18 protein-coding genes are annotated in these 21,193 nt (G+C 67.1%); 15 read left to right on the top strand and 3 right to left on the bottom strand.

Features of this window, described 5'->3' with window-relative positions; translation table 11 throughout:
- Positions 1-9: 9 nt before the first annotated feature.
- From KZ686_RS24115 to KZ686_RS24090, 6 genes are all read left to right on the top strand, one after another.
- On the top strand, positions 10-1,191 hold the full coding sequence (locus KZ686_RS24115) for a M20 aminoacylase family protein (RefSeq protein ID WP_265633920.1): 1,182 nt from the start codon (positions 10-12) through the stop codon (positions 1,189-1,191).
- Between the two features lie 22 nt (positions 1,192-1,213).
- A complete protein-coding gene (locus KZ686_RS24110; RefSeq protein ID WP_149315939.1) occupies positions 1,214-2,221 on the top strand; it encodes a tripartite tricarboxylate transporter substrate binding protein in 1,008 nt (335 codons plus the stop codon).
- 555 nt (positions 2,222-2,776) lie between these two features.
- Positions 2,777-4,324 (top strand): cache domain-containing protein, encoded by a 1,548-nt coding sequence (locus tag KZ686_RS24105; RefSeq protein WP_226105728.1) that lies wholly within the window; start codon positions 2,777-2,779, stop codon positions 4,322-4,324.
- On the top strand, positions 4,290-4,961 hold the full coding sequence (locus KZ686_RS24100; RefSeq protein WP_149315940.1) for a response regulator: 672 nt from the start codon (positions 4,290-4,292) through the stop codon (positions 4,959-4,961). Before KZ686_RS24105 ends, KZ686_RS24100 begins: the two co-directional genes overlap by 35 nt.
- 245 nt (positions 4,962-5,206) lie before the next feature.
- Positions 5,207-6,658, top strand: a complete 1,452-nt coding sequence (locus KZ686_RS24095; RefSeq protein ID WP_265633919.1) for an aminotransferase class V-fold PLP-dependent enzyme — start codon at positions 5,207-5,209, stop codon at positions 6,656-6,658.
- Between the two features lie 34 nt (positions 6,659-6,692).
- A complete protein-coding gene (locus KZ686_RS24090; protein ID WP_322784946.1) occupies positions 6,693-7,169 on the top strand; it encodes a RidA family protein in 477 nt (158 codons plus the stop codon).
- 85 nt (positions 7,170-7,254) lie between these two features.
- On the opposite strand, the gene KZ686_RS24085 is transcribed toward KZ686_RS24090, so the two are convergent.
- Positions 7,255-8,145 carry a LysR family transcriptional regulator gene (locus tag KZ686_RS24085; protein ID WP_265633918.1) on the bottom strand — a complete coding sequence of 297 codons (891 nt, stop codon included), beginning with the start codon at positions 8,143-8,145 and terminating at the stop codon, positions 7,255-7,257.
- 270 nt (positions 8,146-8,415) lie between these two features.
- Here KZ686_RS24085 and KZ686_RS24080 point away from each other — a divergent pair, with 270 nt between their 5' ends.
- The 3 genes from KZ686_RS24080 (at position 8,416) to KZ686_RS24070 (ending at position 12,558) form a co-directional block, all read left to right on the top strand.
- Positions 8,416-8,886, top strand: coding sequence for a (2Fe-2S)-binding protein (locus KZ686_RS24080; protein ID WP_265633917.1), 471 nt, complete (start codon positions 8,416-8,418; stop codon positions 8,884-8,886).
- The gene (locus KZ686_RS24075; protein ID WP_226105734.1) at positions 8,886-11,201 is read left to right on the top strand and encodes a xanthine dehydrogenase family protein molybdopterin-binding subunit; all 2,316 of its coding nucleotides are present in this window, start codon (positions 8,886-8,888) and stop codon (positions 11,199-11,201) included. Before KZ686_RS24080 ends, KZ686_RS24075 begins: the two co-directional genes overlap by 1 nt.
- A gap of 169 nt (positions 11,202-11,370) precedes the next feature.
- Positions 11,371-12,558, top strand: a complete 1,188-nt coding sequence (locus KZ686_RS24070; protein WP_265633915.1) for an MFS transporter — start codon at positions 11,371-11,373, stop codon at positions 12,556-12,558.
- Between the two features lie 135 nt (positions 12,559-12,693).
- On the opposite strand, the gene KZ686_RS24065 is transcribed toward KZ686_RS24070, so the two are convergent.
- Positions 12,694-13,077 carry a hypothetical protein gene (locus KZ686_RS24065; RefSeq protein WP_265633914.1) on the bottom strand — a complete coding sequence of 128 codons (384 nt, stop codon included), beginning with the start codon at positions 13,075-13,077 and terminating at the stop codon, positions 12,694-12,696.
- 362 nt (positions 13,078-13,439) lie between these two features.
- Between KZ686_RS24065 and KZ686_RS24060 the strand changes: the two genes are divergently transcribed.
- The 6 genes from KZ686_RS24060 (at position 13,440) to pip (ending at position 20,203) form a co-directional block, all read left to right on the top strand.
- Positions 13,440-14,339 (top strand): metal-dependent hydrolase, encoded by a 900-nt coding sequence (locus KZ686_RS24060; protein WP_265633913.1) that lies wholly within the window; start codon positions 13,440-13,442, stop codon positions 14,337-14,339.
- 459 nt (positions 14,340-14,798) lie between these two features.
- Positions 14,799-15,770: a Bug family tripartite tricarboxylate transporter substrate binding protein gene (locus KZ686_RS24055; protein ID WP_407648577.1), complete on the top strand. Its 972-nt coding sequence runs from the start codon at positions 14,799-14,801 to the stop codon at positions 15,768-15,770.
- 237 nt (positions 15,771-16,007) lie between these two features.
- Positions 16,008-17,197 (top strand): IS3 family transposase gene (locus tag KZ686_RS24050; protein WP_390885778.1). Its coding sequence is split into 2 segments (ribosomal slippage): positions 16,008-16,296 and positions 16,296-17,197, totalling 1,191 coding nucleotides; the frame shifts between segments, so codons are not numbered across the junction.
- Positions 17,198-17,546: 349 nt separating this feature from the next.
- Complete coding sequence (locus KZ686_RS24045; protein WP_149315960.1) at positions 17,547-18,173, top strand: DUF1326 domain-containing protein; 627 nt, start codon at positions 17,547-17,549, stop codon at positions 18,171-18,173.
- Complete coding sequence (locus tag KZ686_RS24040; RefSeq protein WP_265633912.1) at positions 18,094-19,068, top strand: DUF2182 domain-containing protein; 975 nt, start codon at positions 18,094-18,096, stop codon at positions 19,066-19,068. The genes KZ686_RS24045 and KZ686_RS24040 overlap by 80 nt, the downstream gene beginning before the upstream one ends.
- 148 nt (positions 19,069-19,216) lie before the next feature.
- Positions 19,217-20,203, top strand: a complete 987-nt coding sequence (gene pip / locus KZ686_RS24035; RefSeq protein ID WP_150083919.1) for a prolyl aminopeptidase — start codon at positions 19,217-19,219, stop codon at positions 20,201-20,203.
- On the opposite strand, the gene KZ686_RS24030 is transcribed toward pip, so the two are convergent.
- Positions 20,175-21,158 (bottom strand): Bug family tripartite tricarboxylate transporter substrate binding protein, encoded by a 984-nt coding sequence (locus KZ686_RS24030; protein WP_265633911.1) that lies wholly within the window; start codon positions 21,156-21,158, stop codon positions 20,175-20,177. The genes pip and KZ686_RS24030 overlap by 29 nt on opposite strands.
- Between the last annotated feature and the right edge of the window lie 35 nt (positions 21,159-21,193).

The raw sequence follows: 21,193 nt of genomic DNA, 5'->3' as shown, positions 1-21,193 counted from the left end.
CTGACCGCCATGCATACTTCCCACCTTGCCGACCTCCGGCAATCCATCGCCACGCTGTCGGCCGAATTCGTCGAGATCCGCCGGCGCATCCACGCCCATCCCGAGCTGGCGTTCGAGGAACGCCAGACCAGCGAGCTGGTCGCGCAGCGGCTCGCGGCCTGGGGCTACGAGGTGCATCGGGGGCTGGGCACCACCGGCGTGGTCGGGCAACTGACCAAGGGGCGCGGGCAGAAGACGCTCGGCATCCGCGCGGACATGGACGCGCTGCCGATCCAGGAAAAGACCGGCCTGCCCTATGCCAGCACGGTCGCAGGCAAGATGCACGCCTGCGGCCATGACGGCCACACCGCCATCCTGCTGTGCGCGGCCCGGTATCTGGCCGAGTCGGTGGATTTCAACGGCACGCTGAACCTGATCTTCCAGCCCGCCGAGGAGAACGAAGGCGGCGCGCTGCGCATGGTCGAGGAAGGACTGTTCGACCGGTTTCCCTGCGACGAAATCTATGCACTGCACAACTCGCCCGGCCTGCCGGTCGGGCAGATCGGGTTCATTACCGGACCGGCCATGGCCTCATTCGACCGCGCCACCGTCACGCTGCGCGGCCGCGGTGCGCACGGGGCCATGCCGCATCACGGCATCGACCCGATGCAATGCGCCGCCAGCATCGTGCTCGGGCTGCAATCGATCGTCGGCCGGGAAATCGATGCGCTGAAGTCGGCCGTCATCACCGTCGGCTCCATCCAGGCCGGCAGCACGTACAACGTCGTGCCGGAAACCGCGACGATCAAGATCGGCGTACGCACGCTCGACCCGAAGGTGCGCGACCTCGTCGAGGAACGCATCCGCGGCTTCGTGGCGGCGCAGGCCGAGAGCTTCCGTCTGCAAAGCGAAGTGGTCTACGAGCGCAAGTATCCGGTGCTGGTCAACCATGCCGCGCAGACCGAATTTGCGCGGCAGGCCGCGATCCGGCTGCTGGGCGCCGACAACGTGGTCGAGCGACCGCCGGTGATGGGCAGCGAGGATTTCGCCTACATGCTGGAGCACCGGCCCGGCGCCTATGTCCGGCTCGGCAACGGCCTGGGCGAGGACGGCGGCTGCATGGTCCACAACCCGCTGTACGACTTCAACGACAAGGCTCTGCCGGTCGGCGCCGCGTTCTGGGCGCACCTGGCACAAAGCTATCTGGTTTGACAACCGATCCCCGGGGACATCGATGCCATCTCTGAATCGCCGCCGTTTCCTGCAATATGCCGGCTCTGTCGCCGGGACCTCGCTGCTCGGCGCGCTGCCCGCGCGCGCGGACGGCTTTCCCGTCAAGCCGCTGGCCCTGGTGGTGCCCTACCCGGCCGGCGGTGCCAGCGACACGTCCGCCCGCATCTTCGGGGAATCGATCAGCAAGACGGTCAAGCAGCAGGTCGTCGTCGAAAACTACGGCGGCGGTACCGGCCTGATCGGCGCCAACAAGGTGCTGAGCGCGCCCGCCGACGGCTACACCTTCTTCCACGGCTCGATCAACGAGGTCTTTCTGGCGCCGATGCTCAATCCGGCCGCGCGCTACAAGCCGCAGGACTTCATGCTGGCCGCGCCGATCAGCGACGCCACCATCGTGCTGATGGTGCGCAGCGGGCTGTCGGCGGAGACCTTCGACCGGTTTCTCGAACAGGCCAGACAGGGCAAGGACAAGCCGCTGACCTATGCCACGGTCGGCATCGATTCGATCTACCACCTGATGGGCGACGCGCTGGCAGCCAGGCTGGGCACCACCTTCCTGCATGTGCCATATAAGGGCGGCGCGCCGGCGCTGCAGGGCCTCGCGGGCGGCGAGGTGGACTTCGCCATCCTGCCCTACCAGTCCAGCTTCGACGCCATGCAGCAGCAGGGGCGGCTGCGCATCCTGACCAGCTTCTCGAAGGCCCTGCCCCCGGCGCTCAAGCACATTCCCTTGATCTCGCAGAGCCGCCTGGTGCCCGACTTCGAGTACACGATCAGCGGCGGGTATTTCGTCAAGGCCGGCACGCCCGAGAACCGGGTGGCGGTACTGCGCAAGGCGATCGGCGAAGCGCTGGCCAAGCCCGACATCCGCGCCCGGCTCGAGGCCGAGGGCCGCACCGTCGCGCAGCCGATCGACACCCAGGCCCAGGCCAATCAGGTCTTCGACCGCTACATGACGCGGGTCACGCAGCTGGTTCGCAGCGTGGGGCGCAAGACCAACGGCGGCTAAGGCACGGCGAGCGCTGCCCCCAAAGGTATTCGTGCAGTGCCGCAGCCGTGCCGGCGCCGATGCGGTGATTGCCTTTGCCGCGTCTTGCTGCGTCTCGCTGCGTCTCGCTGCGTCTTGCCGCGCTTGGACCCGCATGTCTGCATTGTTCTTCGTGGCGACCCGCATTGACATTTCGGATCCATGCGCGCCGCTTTTCGGGGCGCGCATCGCTTGCGTTGCACGGTCTGCCACCTGTTGGCCCGTTCCTTGCATTTTGCTAAAAAACGTCATAGCTTTCGTCATGCTTGTCGACCGAACAGTCCTTGTTCGCCGATGGCACGAGGGGTCGAGAATCAGCCTGACAAAGCGCGGACAACGAACTCGCGCAGCGGGCTGATTCGATAAATCGAACTGGGAGGAATCGATTTGTTCGGCGGCGTCGGCATGTTGCGCGGCGCCGCCTCGGTGTTTCGTCGGCGGCCATCCGATCGGCTTGCCGAACCCGAATACGACCGGCTCTTGGGCGCCCCCTCGATGATCCATTTGCCCCCACGTGTGCAAAGCCTGACGATCCGCATGAGAACGGTCGCGCTGTCCGCGGCCTTCATGCTGGTGGTCTTCGTATTGGTGACCTGGGCGGTCTCGTACCAGATGGTCAGCCATTCGCGGCAGGATCGTCAGCAGGTGCAGGCCGTCTACGTGGCCAGCAAGGAAAAGGAGCTGCGCCACTACGTCGAGCTCGGGCATGCCACGCTGGTGCGCATCGCCCACGGCAGCGGCGAGGAGGCGGACCTGCAGCAGCAGGCGCTCGCCGCCCTGTCGCGCATGCACTTCGGCAATGACGGCTACTTCTTCGTCTACGACCGCCTCGGCAATGTGCTGCTGAACCCGGGCAGCATGGGAATCGAGGGCGTCGATTTCTGCGATCCGGCCGATGCCGGCAGCGACCAGGCCATGTTGCTGATCAACAAGGCCCGTTCCGGCGGCGGTATTGTTCGATACAACTGGATCAAGCCCTCTTCCCGTACCGAAGCGCCCAAGATGTCCTATGTGCGGGCCGCCGACCAATGGGGCTGGATTCTGGGCGCCGGTCTCTACATGGACGACATCGAGCGGGAGCTGGCCGCCTTCGATGCCAATGCCGCCCGCACGCTGCGCGAGACGCAGATCCGGATCAGCGCCTTCGCGCTCGGATCGATCATGCTGATCAGCCTGGGCGGCCTCGCCTTGAACCTGCACAACTCCCGCATATCGGGCGAGAAGCTGCGCCGGCTGGCTCGGCGCGTGGTCAGCTCGCAGGAAGAGGAACGTGCCCGCGTCGCGCGCGAGCTGCATGACGGCGTGGTGCAGGTGCTGGTGTCGTCCAAGTACCTGCTGGAAACGGCGCAGGTCCATCTGGAACAGGAACAGGAAAAAGGACCCGTACAGGACCGAAACGACGCCCCGCCGCCGGCGCGGCGCCACGCCCCGCAGGAACTGCTGGCGCAGGGGCTGGGCCGCCTGCAGGAGGCGCTGATCGAGATCCGCCGCGTCTCGCATGGGCTGCATCCGGCCCTGCTGAGCGACCTGGGCCTGGCCGCCGCGCTGCGCATGCTGGTCGAACAGTTGCGGCCGCAGTGCCCCGTCGATCTGCGCTTCACCGAGCAGGGCGCGATACCGGCGCTGTCCGAGGCGCAGGCCACGGCGCTGTTTCGCGTCGCGCAGGAAGCGCTGAACAACGCCCTCTCCCACGCCCACGCCGGCTGGGTCCAGATCGCGCTGACCGGCACCGACCGCCATCTCGTGCTGACGATCGAGGACAACGGCCGCGGCTTCGATCTGAAGAAGGTGCGGGCCGACCGCAAGGGCGGCATCGGCCTGCGCAATATGCGCGAACGCATCGAAAGCCTGGAGGGCAGCGACTTCGCCATCCATACCGGAGCGGACGGCACGCGCGTCGAGGTACGGCTGGCGCTGCGCGCGCCCGAGCCCGAGTCCGACAGCCGCGCTGACTTCCGCGCCGACTTCCGCGCGGAGATCCGCGCCGACGGCCGCCCCGGCATCCAGCCCGACATTCCGGCCACCGTTCCCCTGCAAGGAGCCCTGCTGCATGACCTCGAACCTGCGAGTGCTGCTCGTCGATGACCATCCCTTCGTGCTGGACGGTGTCCGCCTGCGCCTGGAGGCCACCGGCGAAATGACGGTGGTCGGCGAGGCGTCCAATGTGGAGGACGCCGTCGTACTGGCCGAGCAGCGCCGTCCCGACCTGGTTGTCTCGGACATTCACATGCCCGATGCCAACGGCCTGCAGCTGGCGACACGGTTCGCCGAGCGGTTTCCGTCGATACGGGTGGTCGCTTTGTCGATGCACAAGGACCCGGAGTACGTGCGCCGCGCCTTCGCGCTCGGCGTCGCGGCCTATGTCCTCAAGGAAGCGCCCGCGCATGAGCTGGTGACAGCGATCCGTACGGTCGCCGCGGGCGGCACCTATCTGAATACCGAATTGCAGGCCTTCCTGCAGACCGACGAACCGCCTCCCTCCTCGCGCCGGACGCTGACGCCCAAGGAGGCCACCGTGCTGAAGCTGGTGGCCGAGGGCTACTCCAACAAGGAGATCGCCGAGCGGCTCGGCACCTCGGTACGCACCGTCGAGACGCATCGTCTGCACGTCCGCCGCAAGCTGCAGGTCGGCGGGCGCGCCGAGCTCGTCAAATACGCGGTGCATTTCTCCGATCTGCATGCGATCGGATTGGCCGACGAGGCATTAGCGGCAGACTGCTGACGATCTTTCCTGTTGCGGTGCCATCCCCTTGATGGTGCCTGATGGTGCCGTTTGCACTGCGCAAGACCGCTTGCGCATCGCCCTTGTGCATGCCCGGAAAACCCGCTCTCGGTATTACTGCGTAGGGGAAAGTCGTCCTGATGCAGGAACCGTAGTTTGCGTAGACTTTTTTTGGACAGGCGCCATGCGTTCGAACACGCGGACGCGCCGATGCGCCGATCGCTGGACGAAAACGGGAGAGCACCATGGACGAGTTGAAGCAAACGCTGAGACGGGCTGTCGCGACGCAACCGCAGGTGGACGACTTGTCGACGTGGACGCCCAAGCGGCGCGAATTCCTGCGCATGCTGGCCTACGGCGCCGGCTCGCTAGCCCTGGGGCCGCTGATCGGCGCCTGCTCCGACGACGCGTCGGCGCAGGCCTCGGACCTGCGCTCGCGGCTGACGCAGGACGAAGCCTTCTGGGCGCAGGTGCAGGGCATGTTCGTGCTCAAGCCCGAGAAGGTCTACATGAACATCGGCACCGGCGGCTCGATGCCGCAGGTCGTGCTCGATACCTTCCAGCAGGAGAACTTCGCCAAGGCAGCCGACTCGGCCAGCGGCTATGGCAACCTCGCCGACCTGCGCGAGGCCGTGGCCAAGGGCTTCGGCGTCGATCGCGACGAACTGGCCTTCTCGGCCAACACCTCGTCGGGCATGTGCCATGCGATCCTGGGCATCAAGTGGGAGCCGGGCGATGTCGTGGTGACCACCAACCATGAGCACGGCGGCGGGCTGACGCCGCTCAATATCGCGGTGGACCGCTACGGCATCGAGGTGTCGATGATCCCGCTGCCGACCGGCAACCGCCAGAGCGCCAGCACCTATGTCCAGTTGTTCGACGAGCGCATCCGTGCGTTGAAGGGCCAGGGCAAGCGGGTGCGCGCGATGATGTGGTCCTCGCCCACCTACAAGACCGGCACCATGCTGCCGATCGCCGATCTGATGGAGGTGGTCAAGGCCCACGGCCTGATCAGCATCGTCGACGGGGCACACCTGCCCGGCATGATGGCGTACGACTACGGCGCTCTCGGCATGGACTTCATGTCCGGCGCCGGACACAAGTGGCAGTGCGGCCCGGGCTCGACCGGCATCCTGGTCATCCGCAACAAGATGCGCGCATCGAACCCGCTGCCGCTGCCCGACTGGTTCCCGATCCATACCAGTTCCTACGCGAGGCAGCAGCCGCGCGGCTCCTATGACATCGCGGCCACGGTGACGTCCTGCGGCAGCCTGCACGTGCCGATGTTCAAGTCGCTCGCCCGCGCCTGCGAGATGTGGGACTCGATCGGCCGGAAGAAGATCGAGACCTACGACCTGACGCTGTCGGCCTATCTGAAGGAAAAGATCGTCGAGCGCTGGGGCATCGATTCGCTGTACTCGCCGAAGGACGATCCGAAGCTGGTCTCGGCGCTGACCTGCTTCAACCCGTTCCGCAACCGCGACGATGCGATGAACCAGCAGAAGGCAACGACGTTCGTCAACCGCATGCTGAGCGACTTCTCGCCGGGCTTCGTGATCCGCTCGGTCAATTTCGAAGTCATCGGCGCGCCCGCCCAGCACTACGGCATCCGCATCTCGACGCACCTGTGGCACGACGCCAACGACATCGACCGGCTGGTGGACTCGATGTGGAATCTGTCCGGCGCCATGGCGTAACCGACCCCAATCCAATTCCAACAAGAGTCAGCCCATGAAACGATCGATCGCATTGATTGCCGCCGCGGCTTGCGGGGTGGCATCGCTGTCCGCCTGTGCCCAGCATGGCGGCGCCATGCAAGGTGGTGCACTGCGTGCCGTCTCGTCGCCCGATGCGCCCAAGGCCATCGGACCCTATTCGCAGGCGGTCCGTGCCGGCAATGTGCTGTACCTGGCGGGGCAGATCCCGATTCACCCGAAGACCGGGGAGTTGCTGAAGGACGCGCCGATCGAGGCGCAGACCCGGCTGGTGCTCGACAACCTGAAGGCGGTGCTGGCCGCCGACGGGATGACGATGGCCAACGTGGTTTCCACCACGGTCTACATGAAGGACCTGAACGACTTCGCCAAGATGAACGAGGTCTACGGGACCTACTTCACCGGCGTCACGCCGGCGCGCGCGACGGTGCAGGTAGCCAGGCTGCCGCGCGATGTGGCCGTGGAGATCGGGGCGATTGCAGTGAAGCCCTGAGCGGGCTGCATTGCGGTAGGGATGCCCTTTCGGCGGGGCGGGCGGGGCGCGGCGCGAGTCGCGCCCCGCCGCGTCGTTGTTCGCCTCATTCCGGGCAGCGGATCGCGTCGATCACCAGCCTCAGCGCCCGGGAGGCATGGCGCCGGTTCGGATAGTAGGCAAACAGTCCCGGAAACTTCGGGCAGAAATTGTCCATGACCCTGCGCAGACGCCCGTCGCGCAGATAGGGTTCGGCCAGGTCCTCCGTCACGAAGGCCAGGCCGCCGCCGCTGGCCGCGGCACGCACCATCTGATAGGCGGTGTTGAAGGTCAGCTGCCCGCTGACGCGAACCTGGACCGCGCGCCGCTTGTGGCGGAGCTCCCAGGCATACAGGCCGCCGCCGCTGAGCCGCAGCGTGATGCAGTTGTGCCTGAGCAGGTCTTCGAGAGAGCGTGGTTCGCCGTGCGCCGCGAAATAGTCCGGCGCGCCGACGATCATCATCTGTACATCCGGCGTCAGCCGCACCGCGATCATGTCCTTGGCGATCTGGTCGCCCCAGCGCACGCCGATATCGTATTGCTCGGCCGCGATATCGACCATCCGGTAGTCCGAATTCATTTCGACGCGCAATTCGGGATAGGCCGCCAGCAGGCTCGACAGCCGCGGCATCAGGATATTGTCGATGACATGATCGATCGCCGTGATGCGCACGGTGCCGATCGGCTTGTCGCCCATTTCCCTGACCGCGGAAATTTCGGCCTCGACGTCTTCCAGCCTGGGCGCCACGGTCTGGATCAACCGTTCACCGGCCTCGGTCGGCGATACGCTGCGCGTGGTGCGGGTCAGCAGCCGCACGCCCAGCCGCGTCTCCAGCGCGCGGATGGTATGGCTGAGCGCGGATTGCGAGACGCCGAGCCTGGCGGCCGCGCGCGTGAAGCTGCGTTCCCGGGCGACGGCCAGAAAGGCGAGAATGTCGTTGATGTTATCGCGTGCCATGCGAGCTGCGGTTGGGGTTTGCGGTTGCAATTGCCGTTGCGGTGACTGCCCGCATTCCATACGGATAGCGGGATGGCGGGATAGCGGAATATCGTCTTCGTCGTCCCCTGCAGGGGAAAACATTGATGAATACAATACATGAGTGCTTGCCGATTGGCGTAATGATCCATTCCGAATAACCGAATATCATTGCGCTGACGCGCAGCCCGGCTGCAGGCTCGCCGCCGAATAAAAAACCGACCCCCCATTCCATTACTCCCCTATTGCACCATGGCACGCCTCCAATTGAACGGTCAGATCAAGGAAGTCGACGTCCCGGGCGACACCCCACTGCTGTGGGTGTTGCGCGATAAGCTGGGCATGACCGGCACCAAGTTCGGCTGCGGCATGGCACTGTGCGGCGCCTGCACGGTGCATATGGACGGCTCGCCGATTCGCGCCTGCATCACCGCGGTCTCCGCGGCGGACGGGCACGCCATCACGACGATCGAGGGCGTGGAAGCCGATCGCGTCGGCCGCGCGGTGCAGAAGGCCTGGGTAGAGAACAACGTCGCGCAGTGCGGTTACTGCCAGGCCGGGCAGATCATGTCCGCGGTCAGCCTGCTGAAGGCCACGCCGGCCCCCAGCGAGCGCCAGATCGACGAGGCGATGAGCGGCAATATCTGCCGCTGCGGCACCTATCCGCGAATCCGCGCCGCCATCAAGCAGGCGGCCGGCGCCCTGGCCAAGGGAGGCAAGTGATGCGCGACAACGACTCGATCCAGGCACCGGACCTGTCCCGCCGGGGCTTCCTGCAGGGAACGCTGCTCGGCACGCTGTCGCTGGCGGTCGGCGCCAATGGCGTCATTGGCGTCATTGGCCTGGCGCACGCGGACGACGACGCGCCGAAGAAATACGGCGCCGACTCGATGCCCGGCGGCACGGTGTCCGACCCGCTGGTGTTCGTCTCGATCGGCGCGGACGGCACGGTGACCATCGTCGCGCACCGCGCCGAGATGGGCACCGGCGTGCGAACCAGCCTGCCGATGGTCGTCGCCGACGAGATGGAGGCGAACTGGGACCGCGTCAAGGTGGTGCAGGCCGAGGCCAACGAGACCCGCTACGGCAACCAGAACGTCGACGGGTCCCGCAGCGTGCGGCACTTCCTGATGCCGATGCGGCGCGTCGGTGCGGCGGCACGGCAGATGCTGGAAGCAGCGGCCGCCGCGCGTTGGGCCGTGCCGGTCGGCGAGGTCCGCGCGCAACGGCATGAAGTGGTGCACCTGCCGACGGGCCGGCGCCTGCCTTATGGCGAGCTCGCCGCCGACGCCGCGAAGCAGCCGGTCCCTGCCGAGGGCACGCTCAAGCTGAAGACGCCAGACCAGTTCCGCTACATCGGCAAGGACCGCGTGCGGATGGTCGATCTGGAAGCGATCGGCAAGGGCCAGGCCACCTACGGCATGGACGTGCGCCTGCCGAATATGGTCTATGCCGTGGTGGCGCGGCCGCCGGTGGTTGGCGGCAAGGCGCGGGCCGTCCGCGCCGAGAAGGCGCTGGCCGTACCGGGCGTGCTGAAGGTCGTCGAAATCCCGCCGTTCAGCGGCGCGCCGGCCTTCCAGCCGCTGGGCGGCGTCGCCGTGGTGGCGCGCAATACCTGGGCCGCGATGCAGGGCCGTGCCGCGCTCGAGATCGACTGGGACGATGGGCCCAACGCCGGCTACGATTCCGCCGCGTATCGCCGCACGCTCGAGGCCGCCGCGCGGCAACCGGGCAAGGTGGTGCGCAACGAAGGCGATGCGCCGGCCGCCTGGAACAACAGCGCCGAAGCCGAGCGCTACGCCGCCGAATACTACGTCCCCCATCTGGCCCACGCCTCGATGGAGCCTCCGGTTGCCACCGTGCGCGTCAGCGGCAAGTCCGCCGAGGTATGGACGTCGATCCAGAATCCGGTTGCCGCGCAGACCGCCGTGGCCAAGCGGCTCAAGCTCGAGCCCAAGGACGTGCGCGTCAACGTGCTGCTGCTGGGCGGCGGCTTCGGCCGCAAGTCCAAGCCGGATTTCGTCGACGAGGCCGCGATCGTCGCGCAGGCCATGCCGGGTACGCCGGTCAAGCTGGTATGGACGCGCGAGGACGACATCCATCACGACTACCTGCACACGGTGTCGGTGGAGCGGATCGAAGCCGTGGTCGGCAAGGACGGCAGGCCGCAGACGTGGCTGCACCGCAGCGCGGCGCCGACCATCGGCTCGCTGTTTACGCAGGGCGCCAAGGGCCAGCAGCTGTTCGAGTCGGGCATGTCGGCCATCAACATGCCGTACCGGATTCCGAACGTCCGGGTCGAGACCGCCGAGGTCGAAGCCCACGCCCGCATCGGCTGGTTCCGCTCGGTCGCCAATATCCCGCATGCCTTTGCCGCGCAGTGCTTCATTGCCGAACTGGCGCATCGCGCCGGCAAGGACCACAAGCAGTTCGCGCTGGACCTGATCGGCCCGGCACGCAAGATCGATCCGCGCACCATGGCGGACACCTGGAACTACACCGAGTCGCCGGAGCGCTATCCCTACGACACCGGCCGGCTGCGCGACGTGATCGAGGCCGCCGCCCGCGGCGCGCGCTGGGGCCGCAAGCTGCCGCGCGGGCATGGCCTGGGCCTGGCCTTCTGCTACAGCTTCATGAGCTACACGGCCACGGTGGTCGAGGTCGCCGTGAACGACAAGGGCGAGGTGCAGGTCGTCGCCGTCGACATGGCGATGGACTGCGGGCCGCAGATCAACCCGGAGCGCATCCGCGCGCAGATGGAAGGCGGCGCCATCATGGGCCTGAGCCTGGCGCTGACCAGCGAGATCAGCTTCGAGAAAGGACGCGTGAAGCAGAGCAATTTCCACGACTACGAGGTGCTGCGCCACCACGCCTCGCCGCGCGTGATCCGCACCCACCTGGTCAACGGCAGCCACGACACGCCGCCCGGCGGCGTCGGCGAGCCCCCGGTGCCGCCCGTGGCGCCCGCGCTGTGCAACGCGATCTTCGCAGCCACCGGTAAACGCATCCGCAGCCTGCCCGTCCGCACGGTCGCGTAAGCGCCGCGCTTTCCGCCCCGATCGCCCCTCGCGCAGGTCACGCTGACCTGCGCGGGGCCCCCTTTTACTCCGACGTGCCCTCCGACGTGCCCGCCATTGCGCCGAACGGCCGCAAGGGCTCGTCACGCCTTCGTGGATTGATATTCAGACGTCGATGCGCTTCGATACCGTGACAAATTCCGCAGCCCTGCCCCTTGCCTCATCGCGCCGCGAGCGCTGGAGCGCCATCGGCACGATGACCATGTGCGTGGCCATGCTGATCGCCTCCGAGTTCATGCCGATCAGCCTGCTGACGCCGATCGCCGCCGACCTGCATGCCACCGAAGGGATGGCGGGACAAGCCATCTCGATTTCCGGCCTGTTCGCCGTCATCGCCAGCCTGTTCATCGCCACGGTCGCCGGCCGCTTCGACCGCCGCCGCGTGCTGATGGCGCTGACCGGCGTCATGCTGGCCTCGCTGGTGCTGATCGCAATCGCGCCGAACTTCGCGGTGCTGATGGTGGCGCGCGGGCTGCTGGGCATCACCATCGGCGGCTTCTGGGCCCTGGCGACCGCGACCATCATGCGGCTGGTGCCACCCGCCGATGTACCCAAGGCGCTCGGCATCATGTACACCGGCAATGGGCTGGCCACGGCGTTTGCCGCACCGATCGGCAGCTACCTGGGCGGCATCATCGGCTGGCGCGGCGTGTTCTGGGTACTGGTGCCGTTCGTGCTCGCCAATCTGCTCTGGCAATGGTTCAGCCTGCCGTCGATGCCGCCGCGGGCCACCAATCCGGTCGGCAAGGTCTTCCGGCTGCTGGGGCGCCCGCATGTTGCCATCGCGATGGTCGCCGTGATGCTGACGTTCGGCGGGGCCTTTGCGGCCTTCACCTACTTCCGGCCGTTCCTGGAGCGCTACACGCAGGTCACCGTGCCAGAGCTGTCGCTGCTGTTGCTGGGGCTCGGCGTCGCGGGCTTTATCGGGACGTACTTCGCCTCGGCGTGGGTGGGCCGCTCGCTGTATCGGCTGCTGATGGGGCTGCCCTTGGCGCTGGCGGCCGCGACCGTCGCCATGCTGGCGTTCGGGCACAGCTTCTGGGCGGTTGCTGTCGCGATGGTGGCATGGGGCGCGCTGAATGCCGCGATCCCGGTCTGCTGGTCGACCTGGCTGTCCCGCGGCATCGAGGACGAGCCCGAGAGCGGCGGCGGCCTGATGGTGGCGGCGATCCAGCTGGCGATCATGCTGGGCGCCGCGTTCGGTGGCATGCTGCTGGACCGCATCTCCATCGCTGCGACCTTGATCGGCGGCGCGGTGCTGCTGGTGTTGGCGGCGCTGACGGTGGGCAGCGGCCGACGGCTGATGGGGCGCAGTTGAGCGGCCTGCTTCGCCGCTGTCTGGCCGGCTACATCGTCACCACGTCCCACTAACTCGCCGCCGCCTTCGCCAGTATCCGCTCTTGCCCCTTGGACAGCGAGTGCGGCGGGGTGTACCCGGTCGCGCCGCCCGGCATCAGGCCTGGGCCCGGGCGCCGTCGAGGTAGGGATTGAAGCCGCGCGCGCCTTCGCTGAAGGCATCGAAGCCGCGGGCGCCGTCCGTGTACGCATCGGCGGCCCGACCGGGCGTGGCCGAGACGCCCACGCGATCCAGGCCGGCAACCTTGCGCGCGCCGCCGACATAGGGGTCGGCCTTGCGGGCGCCCTGCGTGTACGGGTCAAAGCCGCGGGCGCCATCGCTATGCACGTCGAAGGTGCGGGCACCATCGGTGAACGTCTGCGGCGTGCGGAACTCGTAGCCGTACTTGTCGGCGGGGACCGTCGCGGCCTGCGCGATGCCGGCACCGGCGAGCGACAGCAGCAGAGCGGAGGCGATCTTCAGGGTGGCGTTCTTGGGCATGGCTTTCTCCTTTATTAGTCAGCAGATTTGAATCGATCCGGACGCTGCCGCGCTTGGGTTTGTTGCGCCGTCGCGTTGTGCATGTGCTGAACTATAGAGGTCCGCCGAGCCTGAAGAAGTACGGCGGTTTGGCCTTGTTATTCAAATATTTTGATAATTTCCTTGGTGGCGCTATTCGGGACCTTGGAGGATACGGAGATCATCGATGTACCGAGCGCGCGCTGGCCGGGCGGAGAAGACGAGCGAGTCCCCGTCAGGTTGACACCGCCATGGCGGGTACCAATACTGCCGCTTGGCAGTCGCTTTGGTTCGCATCACGCCTGCGCCCACGTCGTCCTCGCCCACAACGCCCGGAGGAAGCCATGCCACAAGCGCGCCCCCTTCTGCTCGCCGCCCTGCTGACGTTGCTCGGTGCATGCGCCACCGCGCCTACAGGCCCGACCGCCCCCACCGCGACGTCCGCCTCCACACCGGCCCTCCTGCCGTCCACCGCGGGCCAGACGGCCGCCGGCAAAACCGAGGTCCTGTGGCTCGGCCAGGCCGCCACGCGCATCACGACGCCCGGCGGCAAGGTCATCGTGATCGATCCCTGGCTGACGGGGAACCCCAAGACACCCGCCCCATTCAAGCAGCTGCAGACGCTCGGCAAGGTCGATCTGATCCTGGTCACGCATGCCCATGGGGACCACCTGGGCGATGCGCCGGCGCTGGCGAAGATGCATAACGCGCCGATCTACAACGGTGGCGGCATGGGGCAGACGCTCGTCAGTCTCGGCATGGTGCCGGCGAACCTGTCGCAGCGCTTCGGCAAGAGCGGTACGGTCGCGCCCTTCGGTGCCAACGGTCCGAAGATCACCGCCGTGCATGCCGAGCACTCTTCCGAGCTGGTCTGGAAGAACCCGAGCTCGGGCAAGGACGAGGTCCACTACGGCGGCGAGCCGGTGGGCTACATCATCGAGATGGAGAACGGCTTTCGCATCTGGCACATGGGCGATACCGGCCTGTTCGCCGACATGCGGCTGGTGGCGGAGCTCTACAAACCGGACCTGGTGCTGATCCCCATTGGCGGGCATTTCACCATGGGGCCGCGCGAGGCGGCGATCGCCGTGCGCGAGATGATCCGCCCCCGGTATGCGATCCCGATCCACTATCTGACCAGCCCCATGCTGCGCGGCACGCCGGCGGAGTTCACCGCGGCGCTGGGCGCCACGGATGCGACCCGCGTCATCGTGCCGGAGCCGGGGCAGAAGGTGGATTTCTGAATCTTTGCCGACGCGGCCGAGGCTGAAGGAAGGGCATCGCCCTGCGGCCAGTCTCGGCCCTACGCGTTCTCGCGGCTCATTTGCGCGGTTCAGGCGCGAAATACGTCATCCAGGCACGCCGCCTCCAAGGCCCGGTCCTGCCAGGCGTCCAGCTGATCCGTTTAGGACGCGCGGCGAAGCCCTGCATGCGCCGGGCGCTTCGGGCGATTGCGGCTGCCCGTTCCCTACCCCCTTCAGCGCCCGCGATAGGCCTCCCTTAGACCCCTCCATCTCCCTCCCACCGCCGTTAGTGGTAACCTCCGCTATTTTTAAAACGCATATCTGGTCTCTGAAAATATGACTTCGCCCGCTCCACTCCCGCCCTCTAGACTTGCTCCAGCCCAGCGGGACCGGCGCCATCCGGCCGCGACAAGCCAGCAACACGACTGGTTCGGGACATTCCAAACAAGGAGACAGACGATGAAGAAGGCGTTGCTCGCCCTTCTGGCGGCCTGCGGCATGGCCGCCATCGCCCCGGTGCAGGCCGACACGGCCTGGCCTGCCAAGCCGATCCGACTGGTGATTCCGTTTCCTCCGGGCGGCGGCACCGATATCCTCTCCCGCCTCGTCGCCAATCAGCTGACCCAGAGCGCCAAATGGACCGTGGTGCCGGACAATCGCCCGGGCGCCGGCGGCACCATCGGCATTGCCGAGGTCGTGCGCGCGGCGCCGACGGGCTACGAGCTGGTGATGGGCCAGAAGGACAACCTCGTCGTGGCCCCGTGGCTGTACAAGACGGTCAAGTACGACCCGAGCAAGGACCTGGTCGCGGTGACGCATGTCGCCTACACACCGATCATGATCGTCGCGCCGGCCAATTCGCCGTTCAAGAACATTGCCGACGTAGTGGCCGCCGCCAAGCGCGCGCCCGGCTCGATCAAGTACGGCTCGCCCGGCAATGGCACGACCATTCATCTGGCAGCGGAGATCTTCAGCCAGGCCGCGGGCATCAAGCTGCTGCACGTGCCGTACAAGGGCTCGAACGCCGCGATGATGGACGCCATCGCCGGCAACGTGGACCTGATGGTGGCCTCGGTGCCGTCGGCCATGGCGCAGATCAAGGCGGGCAAGCTGCGCGCGCTGGCCGTGACCTCGGCCACGCGCAGCACCTCGCTGCCGGATGTGCCCACGCTGGCCGAAAGCGGCTACAAGCAGGTCGACGTCAGCACGTGGTACGGCATCTTCGCGCCGGCGAAAACACCGCGCGAGGTGGTCGACAAGCTGGCTGCCGAAGTGAACAAGCAGCTCGCCACGCCGGCGATGATCCAGGCGATTCACGAGCAGGGCGCCGAGCCGAAGCTGATGTCGCAGAAGCAGTTCGCCGATCTGGTCCAGTCCGACTACAAGAAGTGGAAGACCATCGTGCAGGAGTCCGGCGCAACGGTGGAATAAGCCGCAGCGCAGCTTCGCCGGGCGTCTCGCCGACGCCTGCATGATCCCGGTGCCGCCGCCCCGCCGGCGGCACCGGCGCCCCATCTCTCCGCCTCCCCATTCCCCGCCTCCCCGTTCCCCGCCTCCCCGTTCCCCGCCTCCCCGTTCCCCGTTCCCCGTTCCCCGTTCCCCGTTCCCCGTTCCCCGTTCCTGCGGTGGTTCAATTTCCTCAGACAGGTCGATAAGTGGAAAATCACGATCGACGAGGAAAAAGACCGAACCATGAAGCAACGCCGCAAATTTGACCCTGCCTTCAAGCTGGAGGTGGTCCGGATGATCCGGGATCAAGGCCTGTCGGTGGCCGAGGTGTGCCACTCGATGGCCATTGGCGAGACGGCCGTACGGCGCTGGCTGGCCCAGTACGACGCCGAGCTCAAGGGCGAGAAGGGGATTGGTAGGCCGCTGACGCCGGAGCAGCAACGCATCCGTCAGCTGGAGGAAGAGAACCGGCGCCTGAAGGAGGACAACCTGATCCTAAAAAAGGCATCGGCCTTCTTCGCCCGCGAACTGAAGTGATGTATCACGCAGTCAGTGGTTTGCAGAAGGAGGCCATTCCCCTGAGCCGCGCCTGCCTGGCGCTGGGTGTCAGCCGCGCTGGCTATTATGCGTTCTTGCGCCGCCCCGGTGGCGACGCCAAGCGGACCAGACAGATGGTGTACGTGCGCGCCGCATTCGAGGCCAGCGGGCGCACCTATGGCAGCCGGCGGGTGGCGCGGGATGTGAGCCGGCAAGGGGTCAAGATCGGCCGGTATCGCGCTCGCACGCTGATGCGTCAGGCCCATCTGCGTCCGGTGTGGAAACGCAAATTTGTGGCAACGACCAACAGCCGGCACGACCGGCCGGTCGCGCGCAACGTGCTGGATCGACAGTTCAGACCCGCGGCGCCCAACCAGGCGTGGGTGTCGGATATCACGTATATCCGCACGCTAGAGGGCTGGCTGTACCTGGCGGTGGTGCTGGACCTGTACTCCCGCAAGGTCGTGGGCTGGTCCATGGCCGCGGCCATGCCGTCCACCCTGGTGGTAAGCGCGTTGCAGATGGCCATTGCGCACCGCAAGCCGGGGCCGGGTCTGATCGTGCATTCGGATCGTGGCAGCCAGTACGCCAGCGACGAGTACCAGAGCTTGCTGGCGCGTCACGGGATGGTCTGCAGCATGAGCCGCCTGGGCGACTGCTGGGACAACGCGGTGGCCGAACGCTTCTTCCTGAACTTGAAAATGGAGCGCGTGTGGCAGCGCCGCTACGCCGACCGGGCCGAAGCCCGGCGCGACATCATGCAGTACATCGTTGGCTTCTATAACCCCATGCGTCTGCATTCGACACTGGGGTATGAGTCGCCGCAGGATTACGAGGACAAGTTCAACCAGACCACCTTAACGACTGTCTGATAAAACTTGACCACCGCATCCCCGTTCCCCGTTCCCCGTTCCCCGTTCTCCGTTCTCCGTTCTCCGTTCCCCGTTCTCCGTTGCCCGCCTCCCCTCCCCGCTCCGCGCCTCCCCGCACCCGCGCCTTCCCTGCACTGCCGCCGTTCCCCGCACTGCCACCTTCCCCGCACCGCCGCTCTCGCCCGCCATCCCGAGGCAAAAATCACTGACTTTGCCGGCCCCGCCGGCATCCCCCGCCCGCTCACCTATATTCCAGTGAATCGGTACACGCGAAACCGAGACGCCGCGTACCGCCCGCTCCACCGCGGTACGCGAGTGCGGTCCGGGACGCAAGGCAAGGAGGGAAACCATGGCCACGCCCAACTGGAACATCGAGGGTCAGTATTACGAGACCTGCAACTGCGACTTCATCTGCCCGTGCCTGCCCGGACAGCTGGCGGCGCCCCCCACCAAGGGGCACTGCATCTTCGCCATGGGCTTCCAGATCGAGCAGGGCCGATATGGCGAGGTGTCGCTCGATGGGCTCGGCTTTATCGTGCTGGGCTCGACGCCGGAGGAAATGGGCAAGGGCAACTGGTCCGTCGGCGTGATCGTCGACGAACGCGCCGATGCCTCACAGCGTGATGCGATCACCGCGATTGCCAGCGGAGCCGCGGGCGGGCCGATGGCGGCGCTCTCCCCGCTGGTCGGCTCGTTCGCCGGGGTGGAATCGGCGCAGATCCGCTTCGACCGCAACAGCCGCAGTTGGTCGGTCACCGCGCCGAACCTGGTCGACATGGCGGCCGAAGGCGTGATGGGCATCAATCCGAATGCGACCGAGCCGATCCATCTGGATAACACCGGTCACCCGGCCGCAGACCGCGTCGCGCTGGCGCGCCCCGCACGCAGCCACGTCCATGCGCTGGGCATGGTCTGGGACGACGACAGCGGCCGCAACAATGGCCAATATGCGCCATTCTCCTGGCAGGGAGCCTGAGCCCGCCGGCGCGGTGCCGCTACCGGCCGGCGTTCGGGACAACGATCGGGACAACGATCGGGACGGCGGTAGAGACGGCGGTCGGGACGCCGCCCGGTACGGCGCATTGCAGCGGCGCGACCGGCTGTTCGGCTGGGCCTGCATGCTCGCCATAGCGGCGCTTGCGTGGGGCTATCTGATCCATCTGGACCGGTCGGTGCCCCCCACTGCGGATCACGACGCCATGATGGCCGGCATGGGCATGGGCAAGGACATGCCGATGCCCTGGACGGCCGCGGACCTGCTCTACACCTTCGCAATGTGGGTCGTCATGATGATCGGCATGATGGCGCCGGCCGCCGCGCCGGTGGTGCTGATCTACGCCGGACTGCAACGCCGGCGGGAGAACCGCAGGCTGCCGGCGACGGTGGTCTGCTTCGGGCTTGGCTATCTGGCCGTCTGGACCGCTTTCAGCGCGGCCATGACGCTCGTGCAATGGGCCCTGCACGAGGCCCTGCTGCTGTCGCCCGCGATGGCGATGTCGAGCCGCGTGGCCGCGGGCGCGATCCTTTGCGTGGCGGGCCTCTATCAGCTGACGCCGTGGAAGCGGGTCTGCCTGACCCACTGCCGCAGCCCGCTCGGCTTCCTGATGACGAACTGGCGCGACGGCAAGCGTGGTGCGCTGACGATGGGCATGCGGCATGGCGCGTTCTGCCTGGGCTGCTGCTGGGCGCTGATGGGCGTACTGTTCGTGACCGGCGTGATGGCGCTGGCCTGGGTCGCCGCGCTGGCCCTCCTCGTGCTGCTGGAGAAAGTGGGGCCCGAGGGCTTGCAGGTGGCGCGCCTGTCCGGAATCGTGCTGATCGCAGCAGGGGCGCTGCTGATCTGGCTTGGCGCGGCGCCGATGGCGGCCTGATCCTGGGGCCTGCCGCGGCTGTGTCAGCTGTCGCCATGGGGGGCCGCTGGGGCCGCTGGGGCCGCTGTTGCGGCTGTGGCGGCCGTCGAGGCTGTGGGGGGCGTTCGCCACCGGTACACTGCGGTATTCCCCCTCGGAGACCGCATCCATGCCCTCGCTGCGCACGCTCTATCCCGAAATCGAACCCTACGAGACCGGCACGCTCGATGTCGGCGATGGCCACGTCATCTACTACGAGCGTGCCGGCACGCCGGGCGCCAAGCCGGCGGTGTTCCTGCACGGCGGGCCGGGCGGCGGCATCTCGCCCGACCATCGGCGCCTGTTCGATCCGTCACGCTATGACGTATTGCTGTTCGACCAGCGCGGCTGCGGCCGCTCGACACCGCATGCCGGGCTAGAAGCCAATACGACCTGGCATCTGGTCGACGACATCGAACGGCTGCGCGCGCTGGCCGGTGTCGAACGCTGGCTGGTGTTCGGCGGCTCGTGGGGTTCGACGCTGGCGCTGGCCTATGCGCAGAAGCATCCCGAGCGCGTCAGCGAGCTGGTGCTGCGCGGCATCTACACGGTCTCGCAGGCGGAGCTCGACTGGTACTACCAATATGGCGTGTCGGAGATGTTCCCCGACAAGTGGGCACGTTTCCAGGCGCCAGTGCCCGAGGCCGAGCGCGGCAACATGATGGCGGCCTACCGCAAGCTGCTGACCGGCGAGGACAAGGCCAAACAGATCGAAGCCGCGCGCGCATGGAGCGTGTGGGAAGCCGAGACGATTACGCTGCTGCCCGATCCCGCGATCGCCGCCAGGCACGACGACGGCCATTTCGCGCTGGCGTTTGCGCGGCTGGAAAACCACTACTTCACGCACCGCTGCTGGCTGGAAGAAGGTCAGCTGCTGCGCGACGCGCACAAGCTGGCCGGCATTCCCGGCGTCATCGTGCATGGCCGCTATGACATGCCATGCCCCGCGCGCTATGCCTATGCGTTGCACCAGGCCTGGCCGCAGGCCGATTTCCATCTGATCGAGGGCGCCGGCCATGCGTGGACGGAGCCGGGCATCCTCGATCAGCTGATCGCCGCGACCGATCGCTTCGCCGACGCGCAAGCCCTCACTGCACGCGAATCTTCGCGGTCTTGACGATCTCGCTGTACTTCTTCAGGTCGTTCTGGATCTCGCTGGCGAAGGCCTCCGAAGTATTGCCCGACGGCACGATCCCCAGCGTCGCCAGCCGCTCGCGGGTATCGGGCATATTGACGACCGCATTGAGCTCGCGCGCCAGCTTGTCGACGATCTCCTTCGGCGTATTGGCAGGCGCCAGCAGCCCTACCCATGAGTCGCTGACGAAGCCGGGCACGCCCGACTCCGCCAGCGTCGGCACGTCCGGCAGCGACGGCACGCGCTTCGCAGCGGACACGGCGATCGCGGTGGCCTTGCCGTTCTTCACGTATTGCTGCGCGCCGGCCACCGCGGTAAACAGCACCGGCAGCGTGCCCCCGACCAGATCGCCCATGGCCTGTCCGCCGCCCTTGTAGGGCACGTGGACCATGTTCAGCCCGGTGCGCGCCTTCAGCAGTTCGCCGGCCAGATGCGGCGTGCTGCCGGTGCCGGCGCTGCCATAGGACAGGCCCGCCGAGGTGGTCCGCGAGTACGCCACCAGCTCGCTCAGGTTCTTCGCCGGCACCGACGGATGGGTGATCAGGATCAGCGCGGCGTCGCCGATCTTGCTGATCGGCACGAAATCCTTGACCGTATCGAACGGGACCTTGGCGAACACATGCGGGTTGATCACCATGGTGCCGTCGAAGCCGAGCAACAGCGTATAGCCATCGGGCGCCGCCTGCGCGGCCATCGCGGTGCCGATATTGCCCGACGCCCCTGGACGGTTGTCGACCACGACCTGCTGGCCGAGCCGCTGGCCCAGTTTGTCGGCGATCACGCGCGCGCTGGTGTCCGAGACCCCGCCGGGAGCGAACGGCACGATCAGCCGGATCGGCCGCGCCGGATAGTCCTGGGCCAGGGCGTTGGAGCCCGGCCCCGCGGCGAGCGCCAGCACGGCGGCCCCCAGCGCCTGAATCAGTTTGCGGCGTTGCATCTTGTCTCCTCCTGCTCGTTATATCGCGGGTCGTT

Origin of the sequence: Cupriavidus cauae (assembly GCF_026210475.1) — a bacterium.
Classification (GTDB): Bacteria; Pseudomonadota; Gammaproteobacteria; order Burkholderiales; family Burkholderiaceae; genus Cupriavidus; species Cupriavidus cauae.
Note: the sequence above shows the minus strand (reverse complement) of the source record. Positions and strands in the feature narration are given on the sequence as shown.

What these genes read in the sequence shown, in the direction of transcription:
- KZ686_RS24115 (WP_265633920.1), top strand. Translation starts at nt 10, where the DNA reads ATGCATACTTCCCACCTTGCCGACCTCCGGCAATCCATCGCCACGCTG.
- KZ686_RS24110 (WP_149315939.1), top strand. Translation starts at nt 1,214, where the DNA reads ATGCCATCTCTGAATCGCCGCCGTTTCCTGCAATATGCCGGCTCTGTC.
- KZ686_RS24105 (WP_226105728.1), top strand. Translation starts at nt 2,777, where the DNA reads ATGAGAACGGTCGCGCTGTCCGCGGCCTTCATGCTGGTGGTCTTCGTA.
- KZ686_RS24100 (WP_149315940.1), top strand. Translation starts at nt 4,290, where the DNA reads ATGACCTCGAACCTGCGAGTGCTGCTCGTCGATGACCATCCCTTCGTG.
- KZ686_RS24095 (WP_265633919.1), top strand. Translation starts at nt 5,207, where the DNA reads ATGGACGAGTTGAAGCAAACGCTGAGACGGGCTGTCGCGACGCAACCG.
- KZ686_RS24090 (WP_322784946.1), top strand. Translation starts at nt 6,693, where the DNA reads ATGAAACGATCGATCGCATTGATTGCCGCCGCGGCTTGCGGGGTGGCA.
- KZ686_RS24085 (WP_265633918.1), bottom strand. Translation starts at nt 8,145, where the DNA reads ATGGCACGCGATAACATCAACGACATTCTCGCCTTTCTGGCCGTCGCC.
- KZ686_RS24080 (WP_265633917.1), top strand. Translation starts at nt 8,416, where the DNA reads ATGGCACGCCTCCAATTGAACGGTCAGATCAAGGAAGTCGACGTCCCG.
- KZ686_RS24075 (WP_226105734.1), top strand. Translation starts at nt 8,886, where the DNA reads ATGCGCGACAACGACTCGATCCAGGCACCGGACCTGTCCCGCCGGGGC.
- KZ686_RS24065 (WP_265633914.1), bottom strand. Translation starts at nt 13,077, where the DNA reads ATGCCCAAGAACGCCACCCTGAAGATCGCCTCCGCTCTGCTGCTGTCG.
- KZ686_RS24060 (WP_265633913.1), top strand. Translation starts at nt 13,440, where the DNA reads ATGCCACAAGCGCGCCCCCTTCTGCTCGCCGCCCTGCTGACGTTGCTC.
- KZ686_RS24055 (WP_407648577.1), top strand. Translation starts at nt 14,799, where the DNA reads ATGAAGAAGGCGTTGCTCGCCCTTCTGGCGGCCTGCGGCATGGCCGCC.
- KZ686_RS24045 (WP_149315960.1), top strand. Translation starts at nt 17,547, where the DNA reads ATGGCCACGCCCAACTGGAACATCGAGGGTCAGTATTACGAGACCTGC.
- KZ686_RS24040 (WP_265633912.1), top strand. Translation starts at nt 18,094, where the DNA reads ATGCGCTGGGCATGGTCTGGGACGACGACAGCGGCCGCAACAATGGCC.
- pip (WP_150083919.1), top strand. Translation starts at nt 19,217, where the DNA reads ATGCCCTCGCTGCGCACGCTCTATCCCGAAATCGAACCCTACGAGACC.
- KZ686_RS24030 (WP_265633911.1), bottom strand. Translation starts at nt 21,158, where the DNA reads ATGCAACGCCGCAAACTGATTCAGGCGCTGGGGGCCGCCGTGCTGGCG.